We start from the raw sequence: 17880 nt of genomic DNA on the forward strand, positions 1-17880 counted from the left end.
GTGGCGATTTGTTGGCAGGAATTAAGCGGGTAGCCCAAGCGATTGAAATAAAAGGAATAATTATTTGTAACGGAACCCATTAAGGGATTCGGCTGAGCGTTTCTGACCATCGGTCAAGGTGTTGGGGCGCGGTTTGAGCGAACACCGCAGCGCTCACAACTTATTACGCGCAGGCGGGTCCTAGCTCTCGGTCAACTACAGGAATTCATGGTCATGAACGTATCCGGGGCGTTGCTGATTCTTCATGGAAAGCAGGCGCTCAATGACGAGGTGCGCACGGCGGTCAATGCCTGGCGACAGCTTGATCGACATCTGGCGGTACGCGTGACCTGGGAGCCCGGCGATGCTCAGCGCCTGGTTCAGCAAGCGCTGGATGAAGGCTATCGGACACTGGTTGCCGGCGGCGGCGACGGCATGCTGTGTGAAGTCGCTCAGGCGTTACTGGAGTCGGGTGTGGATGCGAGCCTGGCGCTGCTGCCGTTGGGCACGGCCAATGATTTCGCCCATGCTGCCGGCATCCCGCTGGAGCCCTTCGATGCCCTGGCGTTGCTGGAGCGTCCGCCGGTGCGGATCGATGTCGGCGAGATGAACGGCGAGCCGTTCATCAACATGGCCACGGGCGGCTTTGGTTCGAAGGTGACGGCCAGCACCTCCGAGGAACTGAAAAAGGTGCTGGGCGGCGGCGCCTACCTGCTGACCGGCCTGTCGCGCTTCAGTGAAATACGTTCGGCCTGGGGACGCTTTAGCGGGCCGGATTTCACCTGGGAAGGGGATTTTCTCGCAATGGGCATCGGTAATGGGCGCCAGTCGGGTGGTGGGCAATTGCTCTGTCCGCAGGCGCTGGCCGATGATGGCTTGCTCGACCTGTGCATCGTCCCGGCGCCGGTCGACGCGGTGGGTACTCTGGGTACCTTGTTGAGCGGAGGCTTGCGGGGGATCGACAGCGTCTCGGTGAACGCGCGTCTGCCCTGGCTTGAAATCGAGGCGCCGGAAGAGATCGATATCAACCTCGACGGCGAACCGGCGGCGGCGAAGCACATGCGTTTCTCCGTAAAGGCCAGGGCCTTGCGGATGCATCTGCCCGTCGATTGCCCCCTGCTGAGCGATGCCACGCTGTACGAAATGCGCAATCTGCCTCGTTGAAGCATCCAGAGAGCGGTGTGATGGCATTGCGCTATTGGCTGGCGGGGCCGATGATGGGCAGGACAAATTGGTGCTGGGCCACATAAAGCGTCGAGCCTTGCTGCCGATAGCCCTTCATGTCCCGTATTCAACAAGGAGTCCTTCATGGCCGGCATTCTCGATTCAGTCGATCAACGCACCCGGTTGGTAGGCCAGAATCGCCTGGAAATCCTCATGTTCAGGCTTTCGGGCCGGCAGAAGTTCGCCATCAACGTGTTCAAAGTGCAGGAGGTGATGCAACTGCCGAAGATGACGCTGATGCCGCATCGTCATGGTTCGGTCTGCGGCGTGGTCAACCTGCGCGGACAAACGCTGCCGGTCATCGACCTGTCGCGCGCCATTGGTTTGCGTCCCCTGGTGCCCGACGAGAACAGCACCATCATCGTCACTGAATACAACCGCTCGGTGCAGGCTTTTCTGGTCGGAGGCGTGGATCGCATTCTAAACCTCAACTGGGAAGAGGTGCTGCCGCCGCCGACGACGGCGGGGCGCCAGCATTACCTGACAGCCATTACCAAGGTGGAAGACCAGCTGGTCGAAGTGATCGACGTCGAAAAAGTGCTTGCGGAAATCGTGCCCTATGACACCAGCATCTCGCCCGAGCGCCTCGCCGATCCGGTACTCGAACGCGCCAGAGGCCGTGAAGTGCTCTGCGTCGATGATTCGAACGTCGCACTGGCGCAGTTGCGCGAAACCCTCGGTCAGCTCGGTATCGCTGTGCATTCCGCCAGTGACGGTTTGAAAGGGCTGGGCAAGCTCAAGGCCTGGGCCGATGCCGGCGAGGTATTGACCGACAAGCTGCTGATGGTCTTCACCGATGCGGAAATGCCGGAAATGGACGGCTACCGCCTCACCACCGAGATTCGCAACGACCCGCGTCTGCGCGATCTGTACGTGGTCCTGCACACCTCGCTGTCGGGCAGCTTCAACCTGGCGATGGTGAAGAAGGTCGGTTGCGACAATTTCCTCTCCAAGTTCCAGCCGGAGAAACTGGTCGACGTCGTTCGTGAGCGTCTGCTGCAGGACGAACCCAACTGAGCTGATAAAAGTCGAGAGCGCCATGCATCTGTCCGCACTCTATCGCTACCCCCTCAAGTCCGGTGCGGGTGAAATGCTCGATCAGGCATGGTGCGGATCGCTCGGGTTGCATGGCGACCGGCGCTGGATGCTGATCGACGCAAGCAATGGGCGTTTTCTCACCCAGCGTTCACTGCCGGCCATGGCGCTGCTGCAACTGCGCTGGCAGGGTGAGGCGGGCGTGCGGCTGGATGCGCCCGGTATGCCCGCGCTGGACGTCCCGGTGCCGTCAGCCTCGGCGCCCCTGCGTGGCGCCTTCATCTGGGGCGAAGTGCGGCGCGTACCGGATAGCGGCGATCACGTGGCCGAATGGCTGAGCCGCTTCCTCGGTCGCGCGGTGCGCCTGGTGTATCTGCCTGAAAATGACGCCATCCAGATCGACCGGAACTTCGCCGAAGACGGCGAGCTCACCGCCTTCACCGATGGCTTTCCCTTCCTGCTGATCGGCCAGGCATCGCTGGATGACCTGTGTGCGAGGATCGGCAGGCCGCTGGACATGCTGCGCTTCCGGCCCAGCCTGGTGATCGCCGATGCCGCGCCCTATGCCGAGGATGACTGGAAACGCATCCGCATCGGCGCCATCGAGTTTCGCGTGGTCAAGCCCTGCACGCGCTGCGCGATTCCTCTCATCGATCCCGCCACGGCGCAGCGCAGCCCTGATCTGGAGCCCATGGCCACGTTGCTGACCTATCGCAAGAGTCGTGACGGCGTGCTTTTCGGCCAGAACCTGATCGCCGAGGGAACCGGAGAGCTGATCGAGGGGATGCCGGTGGAAGTCCTGGCGTAAGAACCTGTTCAAAGTCTGCTGCGCGCCGGCACTGCTGCGTTAAAAACAGGCTCGGAAAGCCGCTTGCGGCTAACGCGCTTTAGCGCGGCCCGCAGGGCGAACGAAGTAAGTACTACTCATTTACAGCTGTAAACTCCGCGTCCTCGCCTGTTTTTGCCTTGCATTGCTCTAGCTCGCGAGACTTTGAATAGGTTCTAAGCGGCGCGCGTCACTGCGTATCGAAATAGCGCTCGTGCCACTCGATCAGCGGCTGCGGTGAATTGAGCTTTTGCCCGTAGATGACCGAATAGGTCAGCACGTTCTGCACGTACTGGCGTGTTTCATCGAAGGGGATGTTTTCGACCCAGACGTCGAAGGGCAGATGCTCGGCGTTTTTCAGCCATTGGCGCACCCGGCCCGGCCCGGCGTTGTAGGCCGCCGAGGCGAGCACCCGGTTGCCTTTGAACTGACCGTAGATCTGGCTGAGATAGGCCGTGCCCAGCTGGATATTGGTGTTGGGGTTGAGGACCTGTTGGGGCGATGAAAGGGGAATGTTGAAGCGCTTGGCGGTTTCCTGCGCGGTGGCCGGCATCAGCTGCATCAGCCCCGTGGCGCCGACGTGGGAGCGGGCATCGGCCATGAAGGCGCTTTCCTGGCGGGTGATGGCGAAGACCCAGCTTGGATGGATGTCCCGTGCCTTTGCGGCGTTGAGCAGGCTGCTGCGATGGGCCATGGGGAAGCGGATATCCAGATCATCCCAGTACTGCGCCTGGCTGATGGTGCGGATCGCCGGGAAATACCATTCCATTTCGTAGGCCAGGCGCGCCTGGGCCACCAGTTCGTCGCGGCTGAACAGGCGGCTGACGTGATACCACTCGCGGCGACCATCGACGATCTGCCCGCGCGCATGGAATTCCAGGGCGCGACGAATGCCGGCGGTGTTGCGCACCTTGCGCACCACCTTCGGGTCCAGCTTCAGCGGCTGGTGATTGAAGGTGTAAGGCGCCTGGATGCGGTCGGCGGAAAGGAATCCGTAGAAATCCCGCTCGGTGGCGACGGGCTGGTAGAGCAGGGCGGCCTGCTTGTCGTTGGGCTGCGCCAGTTCCAGGCTGCGCGCCTGCCAGTAGCGCCAGCGGTTGCTGCTGGCCAGCTCTTCGGGGAAGCGTCGGGTCAGGGCATGCGCCTCATCCCAGCGGCCCAGGCGCAGCAGCAGGCGCGCGCGCCATTCGCTGACCGTGTTGTCGCGCAGGTGCGGGTCATAGTCGGCCATGACCGCTAGCGCACGAGCATCGAAGCGCTTGGCGAGGGTCAGGCCGATCTGCCGGGCGATGGCGACCTTTTCTTCCTCTGAGAACGACAGGCGTCGGGCGTAGCCATCGAGCAGGGCGAGTGCCTGTTCCGGGTTCTGCCGTGCCAGGCGGCGCAGGCCGATCGAGACGATATCGCCCGTGGTCCGGCTGGCCGGGGAAAAGCGTTCAGGTTGATTCAGCAGTTGCGGTTTCTGCGCGATCTCGATCAGGCGTTCGCCCTGGGATTTGAGCGTCGGCAGGTTTTTCGCCAGGAAAGCGGCCAGGCCGTTGTTGCCGCTCTCGACGGCCAGCTTGAGGCGCTGCCAGCGCAGGTCCTCGGTGAGTTGCCCGGCAGCGCTCCAGCGCTCGAACAGCGGGTCGCAGGCATTGTGCTGCGACTTGCCGACCAGCCAGAGCCGCTGGGCGGTGGCATAACCCTGCTGCGTATGGCCATTGGCAAGCTGGTACTGGCCGAACAGGCAGTCCAGCTCGGTGAAATTCATCTTGGGATCGTAGTGGCTGACGAAGGGCTGCCAGTCACCGCGAGCGGCCAGCAGTCGCAGCCAGCGCAGCTTCATCCAGCTGATCTGGGGCAGGTCGCCGTGCTCGGCGAGGAATTTTTCGACCTCATCATTGCTGGCCGATTTGAGTCGCGCAGTCAGGTCGTCATAGGCCAGGTAGGGTTCGAGCGGATAGTCCCGCAACGCACTGGCGTAACGCCGATAAGGCCCGCTGTTACCCTTGGCCAGCGCCTGCTTGGCCTCGTCGTAATAACGACGTTGCTGCTCAAGAGTGGCGGCGTGGGTGGTCTGAAAGGTGACGGCAGCGAGCAGCAGGCAAAGACAGAAACTGGAGAGGCGACCGCGCATGATACTTCCGGAAACGGGGCAGGGATGTTCTGCGGCTAGCTTAGCGTGGCCAACCTCCCAGTTAAATGCGGGATTAAGCTCTTGAAACAAACAGGGCCGGACTTCCGACAAAGGGGGGCTTCGCGTTTGTCGAGGTTTATGGCTGCGCTCCGCTGGCTGGTCATTGAAAAACCTGGACGTTGGCAACGCGGGTAGTTTCCTGGCGGTCTGTTAGACTGCGCGCCCTGTTTTCCGGAGGTAGCCATGACCCTGCTCAAGTTGACCGATGTGTCCCTCGCCTATGGCACCCATCCCCTGCTCGATGGCGTGTCCTGGCAGATTGCGCGGGGTGAGCGGGTGTGCATCATCGGCCGCAACGGCACGGGCAAATCCAGCATGCTGAGCCTGGTCAAGGGCACCCAGCTGCCGGACGACGGCGAAATCTGGCGTGCGCCGGGGCTGAAGATCGGCGAATTGCCGCAGGAATTGCCGCTGGCCGACGAACGTACGGTGTTCGACGTGGTGGCCGAGGGCTTGTCCGGCGTGGGCCAGTTGCTCGCCGAGTACCATCACCTGAGCCAGAACATTCGCGATGACGCGGATCTGGACAAGCTCATGCACGTTCAGCAAGCGCTCGAAGCGAAGGATGGCTGGCGTCTGCAGCAACTGGTCGACAGCACCCTGAGCCGCCTGCAGCTGCCTGCCGACAAGACCCTGGCCGAGCTGTCCGGTGGCTGGCGTCGACGTGTGCTGCTGGCCCAGGCGCTGGTGTCCGAGCCCGACCTGCTGCTGCTGGACGAGCCCACCAACCACCTGGATATCGGCGCCATCGCCTGGCTGGAAGAGGCGCTGCTCGGCTTCAATGGCGCGGTGCTGTTCATTACCCACGACCGTGCCTTCCTGCAGAACCTGGCCACGCGCATTCTCGAACTCGACCGTGGGCGCATGATCGACTGGAACGGCGACTACGCCAGCTTCCTGGTGCACAAGGAGCAGCAGATGGCGGCGGAAGAAACCGCCAACGCGCTGTTCGACAAGAAGCTGGCCCAGGAAGAGGTCTGGATTCGCCAGGGCATCAAGGCCCGCCGTACCCGCAACGAGGGGCGCGTGCGTGCGCTCAAGGCATTGCGCGTCGAACGCAGCGAACGTCGCGAAAAGCAGGGCAGGGCCAATATCCAGATCGAAACGGCGGAAAAGTCCGGCAAGCAGGTCATCGTCGTCGAGCATGCGAGCTTTGCCCATCCGGGCGGCGAACCGCTGATCCGTGACTTTTCCATGGTGCTGCAGCGTGGCGACCGTATCGGTCTGCTCGGCGCCAACGGCACCGGCAAGACCACGCTGCTCAAGCTGCTGCTGGGCGATCTGCAGCCGACCAGTGGCAAGGTGGAGGCCGGCACCAAGCTGGAAGTGGCGTATTTCGACCAGTTGCGTCACCAGCTGGATCTGGAAAAGACCGTCATCGACAACGTCGCCGAGGGCCGCGACTTCATCAACATCGATGGCCAGAGCCGGCACGTACTGAGCTATCTCGGCGACTTCCTGTTCAGTCCGCAACGCGCGCGTACACCGGTGAAAGCGCTGTCTGGCGGTGAGCGGGCACGACTCTTGCTCGCCAGGCTGTTCAGCAAGCCGGCCAACCTGCTGGTACTCGACGAGCCGACCAACGACCTTGATGTGGAAACCCTTGAACTGCTGGAGGAAGTGCTGCTGAGCTTCCAGGGTACCGTGCTGATGGTCAGCCACGACCGTGCCTTTCTCGACAACGTGGTCACCAGCACCCTGGTGTTCGAGGGCAATGGCGTGGTGCGCGAATACGTCGGTGGTTATGAGGACTGGCTGCGCCAGGGTGGTTCGCCACGCTTGCTGGGCGTTGCCGAAGCCCTGGCCGAAGCGAAAGAAGCCAAGGCCAGTGCCGAGCCCGCTGCAGTTGCGCCGGCTGTTGTAGAGACGGCGCCGGCAAAGAAGAAACTCAGCTACAAATTGCAGCGTGAGCTGGAAGCGCTTCCCGGCAAAATCGATGAGGTGGAAAAAGCCATCGAGGCTTTGCAGGTGGAAATCTCGGGCGCGGCTTTCTATCAGCAGCCAGCCGAAACGACGGCTGCGGTCCTGGCCCGCCTGGAGACCCTGCAGCAGGAACTGGACGGATTGCTGGAGCGCTGGGCCGAGCTGGAAGAATAAGCGGAGCGTTCGAGGGCTGCGGCAGCGTCTATCAGTCAACATACAAGGTCGACTTCATGAGATGGATCAATGTCAGCCAGGCCGTAGTTAAGTGATGATTCGTTTTTGCCATCATGATGGAGCATAAATGGCTATTGAATATCGCATCACCCTGGATGATGAACACACCTTCAGTTATCGGATCGAACTGGATCGTGAGTACGACAGGGCAATGGCTGCCCAGGCGCCGAAATGGACGCGTCTCGAACATCAGCGCTGCGTCAATTGCCCGTTGAGCCGGGATGATTTCAGCCATTGCCCGGCGGCGGTGGATCTGCATCGGGTGGTCGAGGATTTCCAGGGGCTGCCGGCGGTGCAGAAAGCATCGGTCTGGGTGCGTACGCCGGAGCGTGAATACAACAAGCTGGTTGGGCTGGATGAAGGGTTACGTGCGCTTCTGGGCGTGATCATGGCGACCAGCGCCTGCCCGGTTCTGGCGAAACTCAAACCTATGGCGCAGCAGCATCTGCCCTTTGCCAGCAACCATGAGTTCGTGCTGCGAGCCGTATCCCTGTATCTGGCCAGGCAATATTTCAATCTGCGCGAAGGCCGGCATGCCGACTGGGAATTACGCGGCCTGGTGCATTCATTTCAGCAACTGCAACTGGTCAATCAGGCGTTCTGGCAGCGCATCCACGCCACCTGCCATGGCGACTCCAACCTGAAAGCCTTTCTCACGTTCTTTTCCATGGCAACCAGCCTGACCTACTCCCTGGAAACCCAGTTGCAGAAGATCAGGCCGCTGGTGATGAGTGCCGGTGAGGGGGTGGAAGTCGCCTGAGGCAGGTGCTGAAAAACTGGCTGCGTTGGCAATACGTCGTTAAAAACAGCCTCGTCTTGCCTGCCTCGGCTCGGGCTTCCTGCTTCGCCTCTGCATCCATGCAGTCGTCGCCTACGTTTTCAGTGGCCTGCCGGGGCTCACTCGGCTTTTTTCAGGCGCACCGCGAGCACGTCGCAAGGCGCGCCATGAAGAATGTCGTTGGCGGTTGAACCAAGCAGCAGCGCCAAACCATGGCGACCATGGCTGCCCACCACGATCAGGTCGCAATTGTTTTCCTTGGCCAGGCGGTGGACTTCCTGACGAGGTTGCCCATACGCCAGGTGTTGCTGTTCGGCGGCCAGAGCTGGGTAGCGGTCGGCGAAGCCTGCGATGCGCTCGCGCGCCTGATCGAACTGCTGTTGCTGGAGCATCGACAGGTCCATCGGAACATCGCCGCCGAACGCCATGGCCATGGGTTCGATGACATGCACCAGCGCCAGGCTGGCGTTGCTCGCCGTCGCCAGAGCCTGGGCCCGTGCAACGACCGGATGGCATTCGTCGGTGAGGTCGATAGCGACCAGAATGTGCTGGTAGGTCATGAGGACTCTCCTGGCTGTGCTGATTGTGGCAAGTATGGCTCTTGCTGCGCATGGGGGGTGCAGCTTTTGTTTTCAGCGTTTATACGGCGTTGCAAGCAGCGTGGCCAGTGACATTGCATCGCGTGGTTGACGGCCAGAAAGGCTTCTGGCTGTTATCATGCGCGGCGTCAATGCCGGTGCGCGCTCCGACTCATACAAGAGACTTCCATGTTCCTGATCGCCAATGAATATCTGCTTGCCTGGACGGCCTACGGAGTGGCTGCGCTGGGCTGCCTGCTGGTGTGGTTCCGGATGACCCGTCCCCTGTGGCGCTGGCTGCGTGAACCCTTGCGACTGATCGTCGCCGTACTGTTGCTGACGCCGACCATCGTCGATCCGGAGCAGGAGCTTTTCGCCCCTGCGGTGGCCATTACCGCGCTCGATCTGCTGTTCGGTGTCGGCGCCAACGCCTGGCGTGCAGTCGCCGATCTGGCGCTCTACGGGCTGATCGCATTTGCCCTGTATGCTGTGCTGGTGGCGCTGCGCTGGCCGATCGAACGTAGCCTCAGACGCCGCCGCGAAGCCGCCGCTGCCGACGAGGACCCGCGCACTCTGCGTGAACGGCTCGATGAAGCCGAAGACGAGGACGAGGCCTACAGTCCCGCGAACCGCTACCAGACCAGAACCGAACCCCGCCTGTGACCTGAAATCGTTCGGAGATCGCGATGTGTGAACTGCTCGGCATGAGCGCCAATGTGCCTACCGATATTCATTTCAGCTTTACCGGGCTGATGCAGCGTGGCGGGCGTACCGGCCCGCACCGCGATGGCTGGGGCATCGCCTTCTACGAAGGGCGCGGCCTGCGCCTGTTCCAGGACCCGGTGGCCAGTTGCGAGTCGGAAGTGGCGAAGATGGTCCAGCGCTACCCGATCAAGAGCGAAGTGGTGATCGGCCATATCCGTCATGCCAATGTCGGCAAGGTGGCGCTGGTCAATACCCATCCTTTCGTGCGCGAACTCTGGGGGCAGCACTGGTGTTTCGCGCACAACGGCCAGTTGGCCGATTTCCAGCCGCCGAAGGGTTTCTACCGTCCGGTTGGCGATACCGACAGCGAAGCAGCCTTCTGCGACCTGCTCAACCGCGTGCGCAGCGATTTCCCCGAGCGTGTCGAAGCCCGGGACCTGCTGCCGCATCTGCTCGACGCCTGCGCCGGTTACCGCGCCAGGGGCGTGTTCAATTGCCTGCTGAGCAATGGCGAGTGGCTGTTCAGTTTCTGTACCACCAAGCTGGCGCAGGTCACCCGTCGTGCGCCTTTCGGCCCGGCGCAATTGAAGGACGCCGAGCTGACCGTGGACTTCACCGCCGAAACCACGCCTGACGATGTGGTCACGGTGCTGGCGACCGAAGCGCTGACCGACAACGAGCAATGGGACATCCACCAGCCGGGCGAGTGGACGCTCTGGCGGCTGGGCGAGTGCATCGCACGCGGGCAGGTGTCGTCATGCTGAGAAGCTATCTGCGTCTGAGCCTGTTTGCCCTCGGCCTGCTGATCGGCGTGCAGGTGCCGGGCTTTATCCAGGCCTATGCCAATCACGTCGAGGCTCGCCGACTGGAGGCGCAGCAGGGGCTGCAGGGGTTCGAGTCGACGGCGGGGCGCTTCTTTCAAGGTGATCTGAATGCACTGGTCGAACACTATCAGGCCAGCGAAGACCCGGTGATTCAAAGCGATGCGCAGAGCGTTGCCGGGCTGGTGGAGCGGGCGCGATTGCTGGAGCGTGAATGGCGCTTCATGCAGGGGCCCTGGTATACCCAGGCCTGGCATGTGCTGTTCGGGGCGGATCAGAGCATTCGCGGCCAGGTCTGGAACAGTTATCGCTTTCAGGTAATGCTGGCGCCGGAAGCGATTGCCTGGGGGCTGAGCTGGGCACTGCTTGCGGCCTGGATTGGCGAAAGTCTCTTCCTGCTGCTGCGTGGACTGTTGTTTCCGCGCCGTCGGCAGCGGCTGTTTCGCTGAGGCGAGCAGGGTGCTGTTGTCCTATTACGGCACAGCCGAGCGCAGGTGGATGGGGTGTCGTTTCTGCAGGCTCACCGGTGGCTCGAATACCTGCGCGTAATGTTCCCTGGCCAGCTGCCGGATGAGTCCGGCATCCCTGGCTGCCAGCATTGCTTCATGCAGTAGCCGATGCACTTCGGGCAGAGTGGGTGAGACGTAGAGAATATGATCCTGCTCGTAAACGAATACCAGATTGCGCTCCATATCCAGCTCGGGGTGCAAACGCCACTCTTCGCTCATTTCATGCACGCCACGGGGCAGGTAGTCGAGCCCGCGTGACGCTGAGGCTACCATCCGGTAGAGCCGTCGCCAGTCACCGCTGATGGATTTCAGCGGCAGCTCGTTGCTTTCCCAGACTGCCCGGTCGGCCCATGCTTCGCCCATGGCAGCGATCTTGCCCAGTTGCTGGAAATCCTCAAGGCTGCGCACCAAATCATAGTCCGGCTGGCTGCCCTTGGAGATGAAGAGGATGCGCTGGTTGACCAGGTTGTCGGTCATGCCGACAGGCACCTGAAGGAACTTGTGGTCACGCTCAGCCGTCCGGCCGAGAATCAAGGCACTGATTTCGCCACGCTTGAGCATGACTTCCAGGCGGGTCATGGGAATGTCGCCTTGGGCGGTCGTTTCCTCGATTGTCACTTGATGGCCGATGGCTTCCAACGCACCTCCCAGCAGCAGCCGGGCATAGGCGATAGCGTCTGGTGAACCTCCCAGTTTCAGGGTCAGCGGAGGGCTTGCCTGGGCACTGGCAGCCACGGTTATCAGCCAATAGAGGGCCAGACAAGAAATGATCAACCGCACCAGTCGCCTGCAGGTACGGACTGGTGTGGGCGAACCATAGGGGGTGGTATACGACGTGCTCGTGGTCATGATGATGAGGGTAGGACGGTTTGATGCAGCGTACCACTGTCGCCCGCAGTGTCATGTGTCGTCGAACATGTGGGCAGGGAAAGGCACAGCACATGGCTACCCTTCAATCCGGGCCGTATTGGTGCAGCCAGGTCCAGAAGCGGCGGGGCGTTCGGCGGTGCCGGCGCTGATCCGGACATTTGCCATTCCCAAGGTATCACGCCTCCATTAAGATGCGATCGATTCTTATCTGCATCGCCTCTTCTGGGAGTTCCGGGTGTCCATCACGTTTCCTGATCCAGCCTTGATGCACCGGCGGGTGCATGGCCTTTACCTCGATCACCACGGCTGGTTGCAGAGCTGGCTGCGCCGTCGCCTGGGCGATCGCGAACGAGCAGCCGATATCGCTCAGGACACCTTTCTGCGCCTGCTGACCACCGGCCGCTTGCCGGCAGGCGGGGAAGGGCGCAGTTATCTGGTCCAGATCGCGCGCAACCTGGTGATCGACCAGTGGCGCCGTCAACGCATCGAGCAGGCCTACCTCGACAGCCTCGCCGCGCTGCCCGAGCCGGAAACCCCCTCGCTGGAGACCCGCGCCATGATCATCGAGACCCTCATGCAGATCGATGCGATGCTCGACAGCATGCCCGGGAAAGTGCGTGAAGCCTTCCTGCTTTCGCAGTTCGAGGGGCTTACCTATGTGCAGATCGCCGAACGCCTGCAGGTCAGCGTCAGCTCGGTGCAGAAGTACATGCTGCGCGCCATCCAGGCCTGCTATCAGGTGCTCTACGCCGAATGAACCGTTCTGCCGAAGCGCCCATCGCGCCCGCCATCGTCGAGCAGGCCAGCCACTGGTTGATGCTGCACTGGGATGGTGGGTTGGATGAGTCCCAGCGCAGCGCATTCGAGGCCTGGCAGTCTGCCGACACCGAGCATCGACGGGCCTGGCAGCGCCTGGAGCAGCTGCAGGGCACACTGGCGGTAGTGCCGGCCAGTACCGCCCGCCAGGTGCTGCGTGAACTGCCAGACGCCCATCGGCGCCAGACGCTGAAACTGCTCGGCTTGCTCATGGTCGCCGGCGGTAGCGGCTACGTCGCCCACTCGCAGCTGCCCTGGCGCGAGGCCATGGCCGACCTGCGCAGCGCCACTGGCGAGCGCCTGCAACGCACCTTGGCCGATGGCAGCCGGCTGAGCCTGAACAGCGGTAGCGCGGTGGATATCCTGTTCAGCGCCCATGAACGTCGCATCCGTCTGTTGACCGGTGAGCTGCTGCTCGACAGCGGCCATGACATGGCCGACCGTCCACTGATCGTCGAGACCGCCGCTGGTGACATCCAGGCCCTGGGCACGCGCTTCGCGGTTCTCGAAACGGACGGCGGCAGCCGCGTCGATCTGTTCGAAGGTGAACTGGAGCTGCGCCCCCGGCATGCCGCCGCCAGCCGTTTGCAGGCCGGGCAGCGCCGTTGGTTCAGCGTGGCGCGCCTCGGCGAAGTCGAACGGGCCGACGTCAATGCGGCCGCCTGGAATGAGGGCCGGCTGGTGGCCGAACGCATGCCGCTCGGCCGCTTCCTCGCCGAGCTCTCGCGCCACCGTCCCGGCGTGCTGCGCTGCGATCCGGCCGTCGCCGCCCTGGAGCTGACCGGCGTATTTCCGCTGGCCGACACCGACCGCGTGCTGACGGCGCTGCAACAGACGCTACCGATCCAGGTTCACAGCCTGACCCGCTACTGGGTGACGGTCATGCCCGCGTAGGGTGGAAAACGGCGCAGCCTTTTCCACCGTTCAGCCTGAGCGTGGAGTAATCAGAAAATATTTCTATCGGCCCATTGTCGATTTCGTCGCCTCGCTCGGGATACCTCTTGAAACCAATCAAGAAGCATTCTCAGGGGGACGATCCAGAATGCCGTACCTGCCCGCAACCAACCCTTCCCGACTGACCCTGGCGGTTCGCCGAGCCCTGTTTGCCAGCCTGCTGATAACCAGCCCATTACTGCTCGCACCGGCCGCTCAGGCCCAGCCCGCCGCCAGCCAGCAAGCCCGAGCCTATGCCATTCCCGCCGGCCCGCTTGACCAGGCGCTCAACCGCTTCGCCAGCGAGGCGGGCATCCTGCTGTCGGTGAATGCTCAGCTCACCGCCGGCAAGCGTAGCCAGGGACTGAATGGTAGCTACGCGGTGAACGAAGGCCTGGCCCGCCTGCTAGCCGGCACCGGACTGCGGGCGTCCAGCAACGATGGTAACTATGCGCTGGAAGTGGCGGTGGATAGTGGTGATGCGCTGGAGCTGGAGGCGGTTACCGTGACTGGTGCCCAGCTCGGCGCTACTACCGAAGGGACCGGCAGTTACACCACCGGCTCGACCAATACTGCGACCAAGATGAACCTGTCACTACGCGAAACGCCGCAGTCGGTGAGCGTCATTACCCGCCAACGGATCGAAGACCAAAACCTGGCCAACCTTAATGATGTGGTGCAGAACACCCCTGGCCTGACCCTGCGCCGTACCGGCCCCGAGCGCTCCTCGTACTATGCCCGCGGATTCTCCCTCGACAACATCATGTACGACGGCCTTCCCACCAGCCTGGACAGTTCCCAGGTGTCCCAGGACCTGCTGTCCGCCGACATGGCCATGTATGACCGGGTGGAAGTCGTGCGCGGCGCTACTGGCCTGATGCAAGGTGCAGGGAATCCCTCTGCGGCCATCAACCTGATCCGCAAGCGGCCGACTCGCGAGTTCCAGGCCAGCATCGAAGGTAGCATGGGCACCTGGGATAGATACCGCACCGAGGTCGATGTGGCCGGTCCCCTGAACGATACCGGGACCGTTCGAGGCAGGATGGTGACGGCGTATCAGACCGGCAATAGCTTCCGGGATACGCTGAACAACGAGCGCAGCCTTTTTTATGGAATCATGGAGGCCGACCTCAGCGACAGCACCACCTTGACGCTGAGCGCCTCCCGCCAGCAGGACAACAACAACGGCAACGGCTGGACTGGCATTCCGGTAGGTTTCGACGGCAGCGACCTGCATCTGTCGCGCTCGACCTCGCTGAGCAATGACTGGGAATACTGGGACAAGACCAGCACCTCGGCCTATGCCGCGCTGGAGCACGTCCTGGACAACGGGTGGAAGCTCAATCTCTCGGCCACCAGGACCTGGGCCGACCTGGACATGCTGGGCACCTATATTCTCGGCCGCACCGCCACCAAAACCCATGACCAATTCGTCGGTGCCGGACATTATCGGGAGACCCAGAACAGCTTTGACGCCTACGCCAGTGGACCGTTCCGCCTGATGGATCGTGACCATGAACTGGTCGTCGGCGCCAGTCACCGGCGCGTGCTGTTCCGCGGTGACGTGCCCAACAACATCTTGCTGAACAGCAACATCGACATCTACGACTGGGACTCGGGCGCCACACCGAAACCGGAGAGCCAGGAGAAGCACCGCTGGCAGAATACCGATGCCAGGCTCAACAGCTTCTACGCCACCACCCGCCTGAGCTTGGCCGACCCGTTGAAGCTGATCCTGGGCAGCCGCCTGGACTGGTATGAAAACAACACCAGCGCGCCTTACAAAGGCGCCGCGGGCGACAGCCCGGAGCTGAAGGTCACCCGGCATGTCACCAAGTACGCAGGCCTGATCTACGATCTGGATGAGCATCACAGCGTCTATGCCAGCTATACCGATATCTTCAAACCGCAGAGCTACGTGGATGCCTCCCGCAATGTCATTGCCCCCATCACCGGCAAGAACTATGAGCTGGGCATCAAGGGCGAATACTTCGATGGCGCCTTGAACGCATCGGCTGCCATCTTCCAGATCGACCAGGAAAACCGCGCCAAGTCCATTACCGACACGGATCTTTGCCCTAGCTATCCGACCACTCTGTGCTATGAGGCTGCGGGGAAAGTGCGCAGCAAGGGTATCGAATTGGAAGTGCAGGGCCAGCTGACACGAAACTGGCAATTGGCAGCCGGTTACACCTTTGCCGAGGCCAAGTATCGCAAGGATACAAAACCGGAGAACGAGGGCCGCCTGTTCGACACCGATATTCCACGGCACCTGTTCAAGATGAGCACGTCCTACACTCTGCCTGGGCAATTCAACCAGTGGCGTGTAGGTGCCTCCCTGTACCACCAGAACCGCATCTACAACAAGAACACCACCTACATGATCGAGCAGGATGGCTACACCCTGATGGACTTCATGCTGGGCTTCAAACCGACCGAGCGCATCGACGCTCGCCTCAACCTGAACAACGCGTTTGACAAAAAGTACTACAACTCCCTCAGTTCCTCGGTCACTGTGCCCAGCAACGTCTACGGTGATCCGCGCAACCTGATGCTATCGGTCAAGTACAGGTTCTGACCGAGCTACACCCAGGCCTCGACTGATCAGCAAGTAGGGCGGAAACCGCGAAACGTTTCCACCCTACGCTCGACTTCACCCTCCGGGCTGTCTTCGTAATCACCCCAGCGCCCATTCCCAACAGCCCGCCTAATCCGTAGAATTGCGAAGCATTCCCATTTGCATCAATGATTCGACTGGAGGGCGGGATGTCCACGGCATCCACCGACACGGCTTTGCACGTGCTTTATCGTGACCATCACAGCTGGCTCAATGGCTGGTTGCGCCAGCGTCTGAACAATTGCGCCGATGCTGCGGACCTGGCGCAGGACACCTTCGTCCGGGTGTTGGTCGCGCGTACCGCTGACAATCTGCGCGAGCCGCGCCACTATCTTTCCACCGTTGCCCGCGGTCTGGTGATCGATCTATACCGGCGCCGATCCCTGGAGCAGGCCTATCTGGAAGCACTCGCCCTGCGTCCCGAACAATATGCGCCGTCGGCCGAGGAGCGCGTCGCGATCCTCGATAGCCTGATGGCCATCGACCGCCTGCTCGATGGCCTCGGCGCCCGTACCCGAGCCATTTTCCTCGCCGTGCAACTGGATGGCCTGACTTATGAACGAGCTGCCGAGCGGGTCGGGGTTTCGGTCAGCACGGTGCGCAAGCACCTGACCATCGGCCTGCTGCATTGCCTGCAACTGGAGGAGGCGTGAGGGCCGCTCTCGCCAAGGCGGTGGACTGGTATGTGCGCCTGCACGACAGCGCCGCCAGCGATACCACGCGTGCCGACTGGCAGGCCTGGCTGGCCGCCGATAGCCGTCATGCCGAAGCCTGGGCGCGCATCGAGTTGCTGCAGCGGCAACTCGGCCAGGCGCCCGCCGGCGCCGCCAGTGCCCTGGAAAGTGCGCGTCGGGATCGACGCAATGCGCTGAAAACCCTCGCGCTGTTGCTGGGTGTTGGGGTGATTGGCTGGCAGGGCTACCAGGTCTCGCCGTGGAGCGCCGATTACGTCACCCGTGTCGGCCAGCGCCGACAGCTGATCCTGGCCGATGGCAGCTGCCTCGACCTCAACACCGATACCCGCGTGGATGTCCGCTTCGATGCTGGACGACGCCTGATCCAGCTGCACCAGGGCGAAATCCTTGTGGAAACCGCCAAGGACTCGCGCCCACTGAGCGTACAGACCGCGCAGGGCCAGGTGCTCGCGCTCGGCACCCGCTTCAGCGTGCGCCAGGGCGAAGGGCTCAGCCAGGTCATGGTCGCCGCCGACGCGGTCGAGGTTCGCCCGGCCCTGGCCTCTCGGCAGGCCGTGCGCGTGGCAGCGGGGCAGGGCCTGAGCTTCTCCGCCCAGGGCGCCGGTCCGTTGCAACCGATGCCGACCGATATCCAGGCCTGGACGCAAGGCATGCTGGTGGCCGTGGACTGGCGGCTGGACGATCTGCTCGCCGAACTGTCGCGCTACCGCCCCGGCTACCTGGGCTGCGCGACGGACATCGGCGGCATGCGCCTTTCCGGTGCTTTCGACCTGGACGATAGCGAAGCCGCCCTGGCCAGCTTGCAGGATGCATTGCCGATTCATATACGCCGGCTGACCCGTTACTGGGTTCACGTCGAAGCTGGGCGAGGCAGCGCCTAGCAGGTTGTTGAAAAACTACCTGCGTTGGCAATCCTGCGTTAAAAACGAACTCAAAATGCTCATTTACAATTGTAAACTCCGCTTTTTCGGTCATTTTTGCCTTGTCTTGTCTTGTCTTGTCTTGCCTGCCTCGGCTCGGGCTTCCTGCTTCGCCCTACCTCCTGCATCCATGCAGTCGTCGCCTCCTTTTTTTTTCAACGACCTGCTAGCTCGATTCGATACGAGACCGGATAAATTTTTCATCCGAGGGGTAACAGATTTTCATTCCTGCTTCGGC

16 protein-coding genes are annotated in these 17880 nt (G+C 62.1%); 13 read left to right on the forward strand and 3 right to left on the reverse strand.

Annotation, left to right across the window (positions count from 1 at the left end):
- Window positions 1–213 precede the first annotated feature (213 nt).
- The 3 genes from yegS (at window position 214) to ACYCFC_RS04275 (ending at window position 3046) form a co-directional block, all read left to right on the forward strand.
- Window positions 214–1143, forward strand: a complete 930-nt coding sequence (gene yegS / locus ACYCFC_RS04265; protein ID WP_181084472.1) for a lipid kinase YegS — start codon at window positions 214–216, stop codon at window positions 1141–1143.
- Window positions 1144–1287: 144 nt separating this feature from the next.
- Window positions 1288–2220, forward strand: coding sequence for a chemotaxis protein CheV (locus ACYCFC_RS04270; RefSeq protein WP_181084470.1), 933 nt, complete (start codon window positions 1288–1290; stop codon window positions 2218–2220).
- Between the two features lie 22 nt (window positions 2221–2242).
- Window positions 2243–3046: an MOSC domain-containing protein gene (locus ACYCFC_RS04275; protein ID WP_459653212.1), complete on the forward strand. Its 804-nt coding sequence runs from the start codon at window positions 2243–2245 to the stop codon at window positions 3044–3046.
- A 208-nt stretch (window positions 3047–3254) separates the two neighbouring features.
- Here the strand turns inward: ACYCFC_RS04275 and ACYCFC_RS04280 are convergent, their stop codons facing one another.
- The gene (locus ACYCFC_RS04280; protein ID WP_181084466.1) at window positions 3255–5183 is read right to left on the reverse strand and encodes a transglycosylase SLT domain-containing protein; all 1929 of its coding nucleotides are present in this window, start codon (window positions 5181–5183) and stop codon (window positions 3255–3257) included.
- Window positions 5184–5426: 243 nt separating this feature from the next.
- On the opposite strand from ACYCFC_RS04280, the gene ACYCFC_RS04285 reads away from it, so the two are divergent.
- Both ACYCFC_RS04285 and ACYCFC_RS04290 read left to right on the forward strand, forming a co-directional pair.
- On the forward strand, window positions 5427–7340 hold the full coding sequence (locus tag ACYCFC_RS04285) for an ATP-binding cassette domain-containing protein (RefSeq protein WP_459653213.1): 1914 nt from the start codon (window positions 5427–5429) through the stop codon (window positions 7338–7340).
- Between the two features lie 127 nt (window positions 7341–7467).
- On the forward strand, window positions 7468–8160 hold the full coding sequence (locus ACYCFC_RS04290) for a DUF6901 family protein (RefSeq protein WP_181084462.1): 693 nt from the start codon (window positions 7468–7470) through the stop codon (window positions 8158–8160).
- Window positions 8161–8297: 137 nt separating this feature from the next.
- On the opposite strand, the gene ACYCFC_RS04295 is transcribed toward ACYCFC_RS04290, so the two are convergent.
- On the reverse strand, window positions 8298–8738 hold the full coding sequence (locus ACYCFC_RS04295; protein WP_459653214.1) for a universal stress protein: 441 nt from the start codon (window positions 8736–8738) through the stop codon (window positions 8298–8300).
- A 207-nt stretch (window positions 8739–8945) separates the two neighbouring features.
- On the opposite strand from ACYCFC_RS04295, the gene ACYCFC_RS04300 reads away from it, so the two are divergent.
- Genes ACYCFC_RS04300 through ACYCFC_RS04310 form a run of 3 tightly spaced genes read left to right on the forward strand, consistent with a single transcriptional unit; the run spans window position 8946 to window position 10731 of the window.
- Window positions 8946–9419, forward strand: a complete 474-nt coding sequence (locus ACYCFC_RS04300; RefSeq protein WP_181084458.1) for an MFS transporter — start codon at window positions 8946–8948, stop codon at window positions 9417–9419.
- Window positions 9420–9442: 23 nt separating this feature from the next.
- Window positions 9443–10225: a class II glutamine amidotransferase gene (locus tag ACYCFC_RS04305; protein ID WP_181084456.1), complete on the forward strand. Its 783-nt coding sequence runs from the start codon at window positions 9443–9445 to the stop codon at window positions 10223–10225.
- Complete coding sequence (locus ACYCFC_RS04310) at window positions 10219–10731, forward strand: DUF2937 family protein (RefSeq protein ID WP_459653215.1); 513 nt, start codon at window positions 10219–10221, stop codon at window positions 10729–10731. Before ACYCFC_RS04305 ends, ACYCFC_RS04310 begins: the two co-directional genes overlap by 7 nt.
- A gap of 24 nt (window positions 10732–10755) precedes the next feature.
- Here ACYCFC_RS04310 and ACYCFC_RS04315 read toward each other — a convergent pair whose 3' ends face one another.
- Window positions 10756–11571, reverse strand: coding sequence for a hypothetical protein (locus ACYCFC_RS04315; protein ID WP_459653216.1), 816 nt, complete (start codon window positions 11569–11571; stop codon window positions 10756–10758).
- A 355-nt stretch (window positions 11572–11926) separates the two neighbouring features.
- Between ACYCFC_RS04315 and ACYCFC_RS04320 the strand changes: the two genes are divergently transcribed.
- The 5 genes from ACYCFC_RS04320 to ACYCFC_RS04340 all read left to right on the forward strand — a co-directional run bounded on the left by ACYCFC_RS04320 (window position 11927) and on the right by ACYCFC_RS04340 (window position 17603).
- Entirely contained in the window at window positions 11927–12418 is a 492-nt protein-coding gene (locus ACYCFC_RS04320) for a sigma-70 family RNA polymerase sigma factor (RefSeq protein ID WP_459653949.1), read from the forward strand.
- A complete protein-coding gene (locus tag ACYCFC_RS04325) occupies window positions 12415–13371 on the forward strand; it encodes a FecR domain-containing protein (protein WP_459653217.1) in 957 nt (318 codons plus the stop codon). Before ACYCFC_RS04320 ends, ACYCFC_RS04325 begins: the two co-directional genes overlap by 4 nt.
- A 148-nt stretch (window positions 13372–13519) precedes the next feature.
- Window positions 13520–15988, forward strand: a complete 2469-nt coding sequence (locus ACYCFC_RS04330) for a TonB-dependent siderophore receptor (RefSeq protein WP_459653218.1) — start codon at window positions 13520–13522, stop codon at window positions 15986–15988.
- Between the two features lie 188 nt (window positions 15989–16176).
- Window positions 16177–16680, forward strand: coding sequence for a sigma-70 family RNA polymerase sigma factor (locus ACYCFC_RS04335; RefSeq protein WP_181084447.1), 504 nt, complete (start codon window positions 16177–16179; stop codon window positions 16678–16680).
- The gene (locus tag ACYCFC_RS04340; RefSeq protein WP_459653219.1) at window positions 16677–17603 is read left to right on the forward strand and encodes a FecR domain-containing protein; all 927 of its coding nucleotides are present in this window, start codon (window positions 16677–16679) and stop codon (window positions 17601–17603) included. Before ACYCFC_RS04335 ends, ACYCFC_RS04340 begins: the two co-directional genes overlap by 4 nt.
- Window positions 17604–17880: the final 277 nt, after the last annotated feature.

It is taken from the genome of Stutzerimonas sp. NM35, assembly GCF_054604355.1.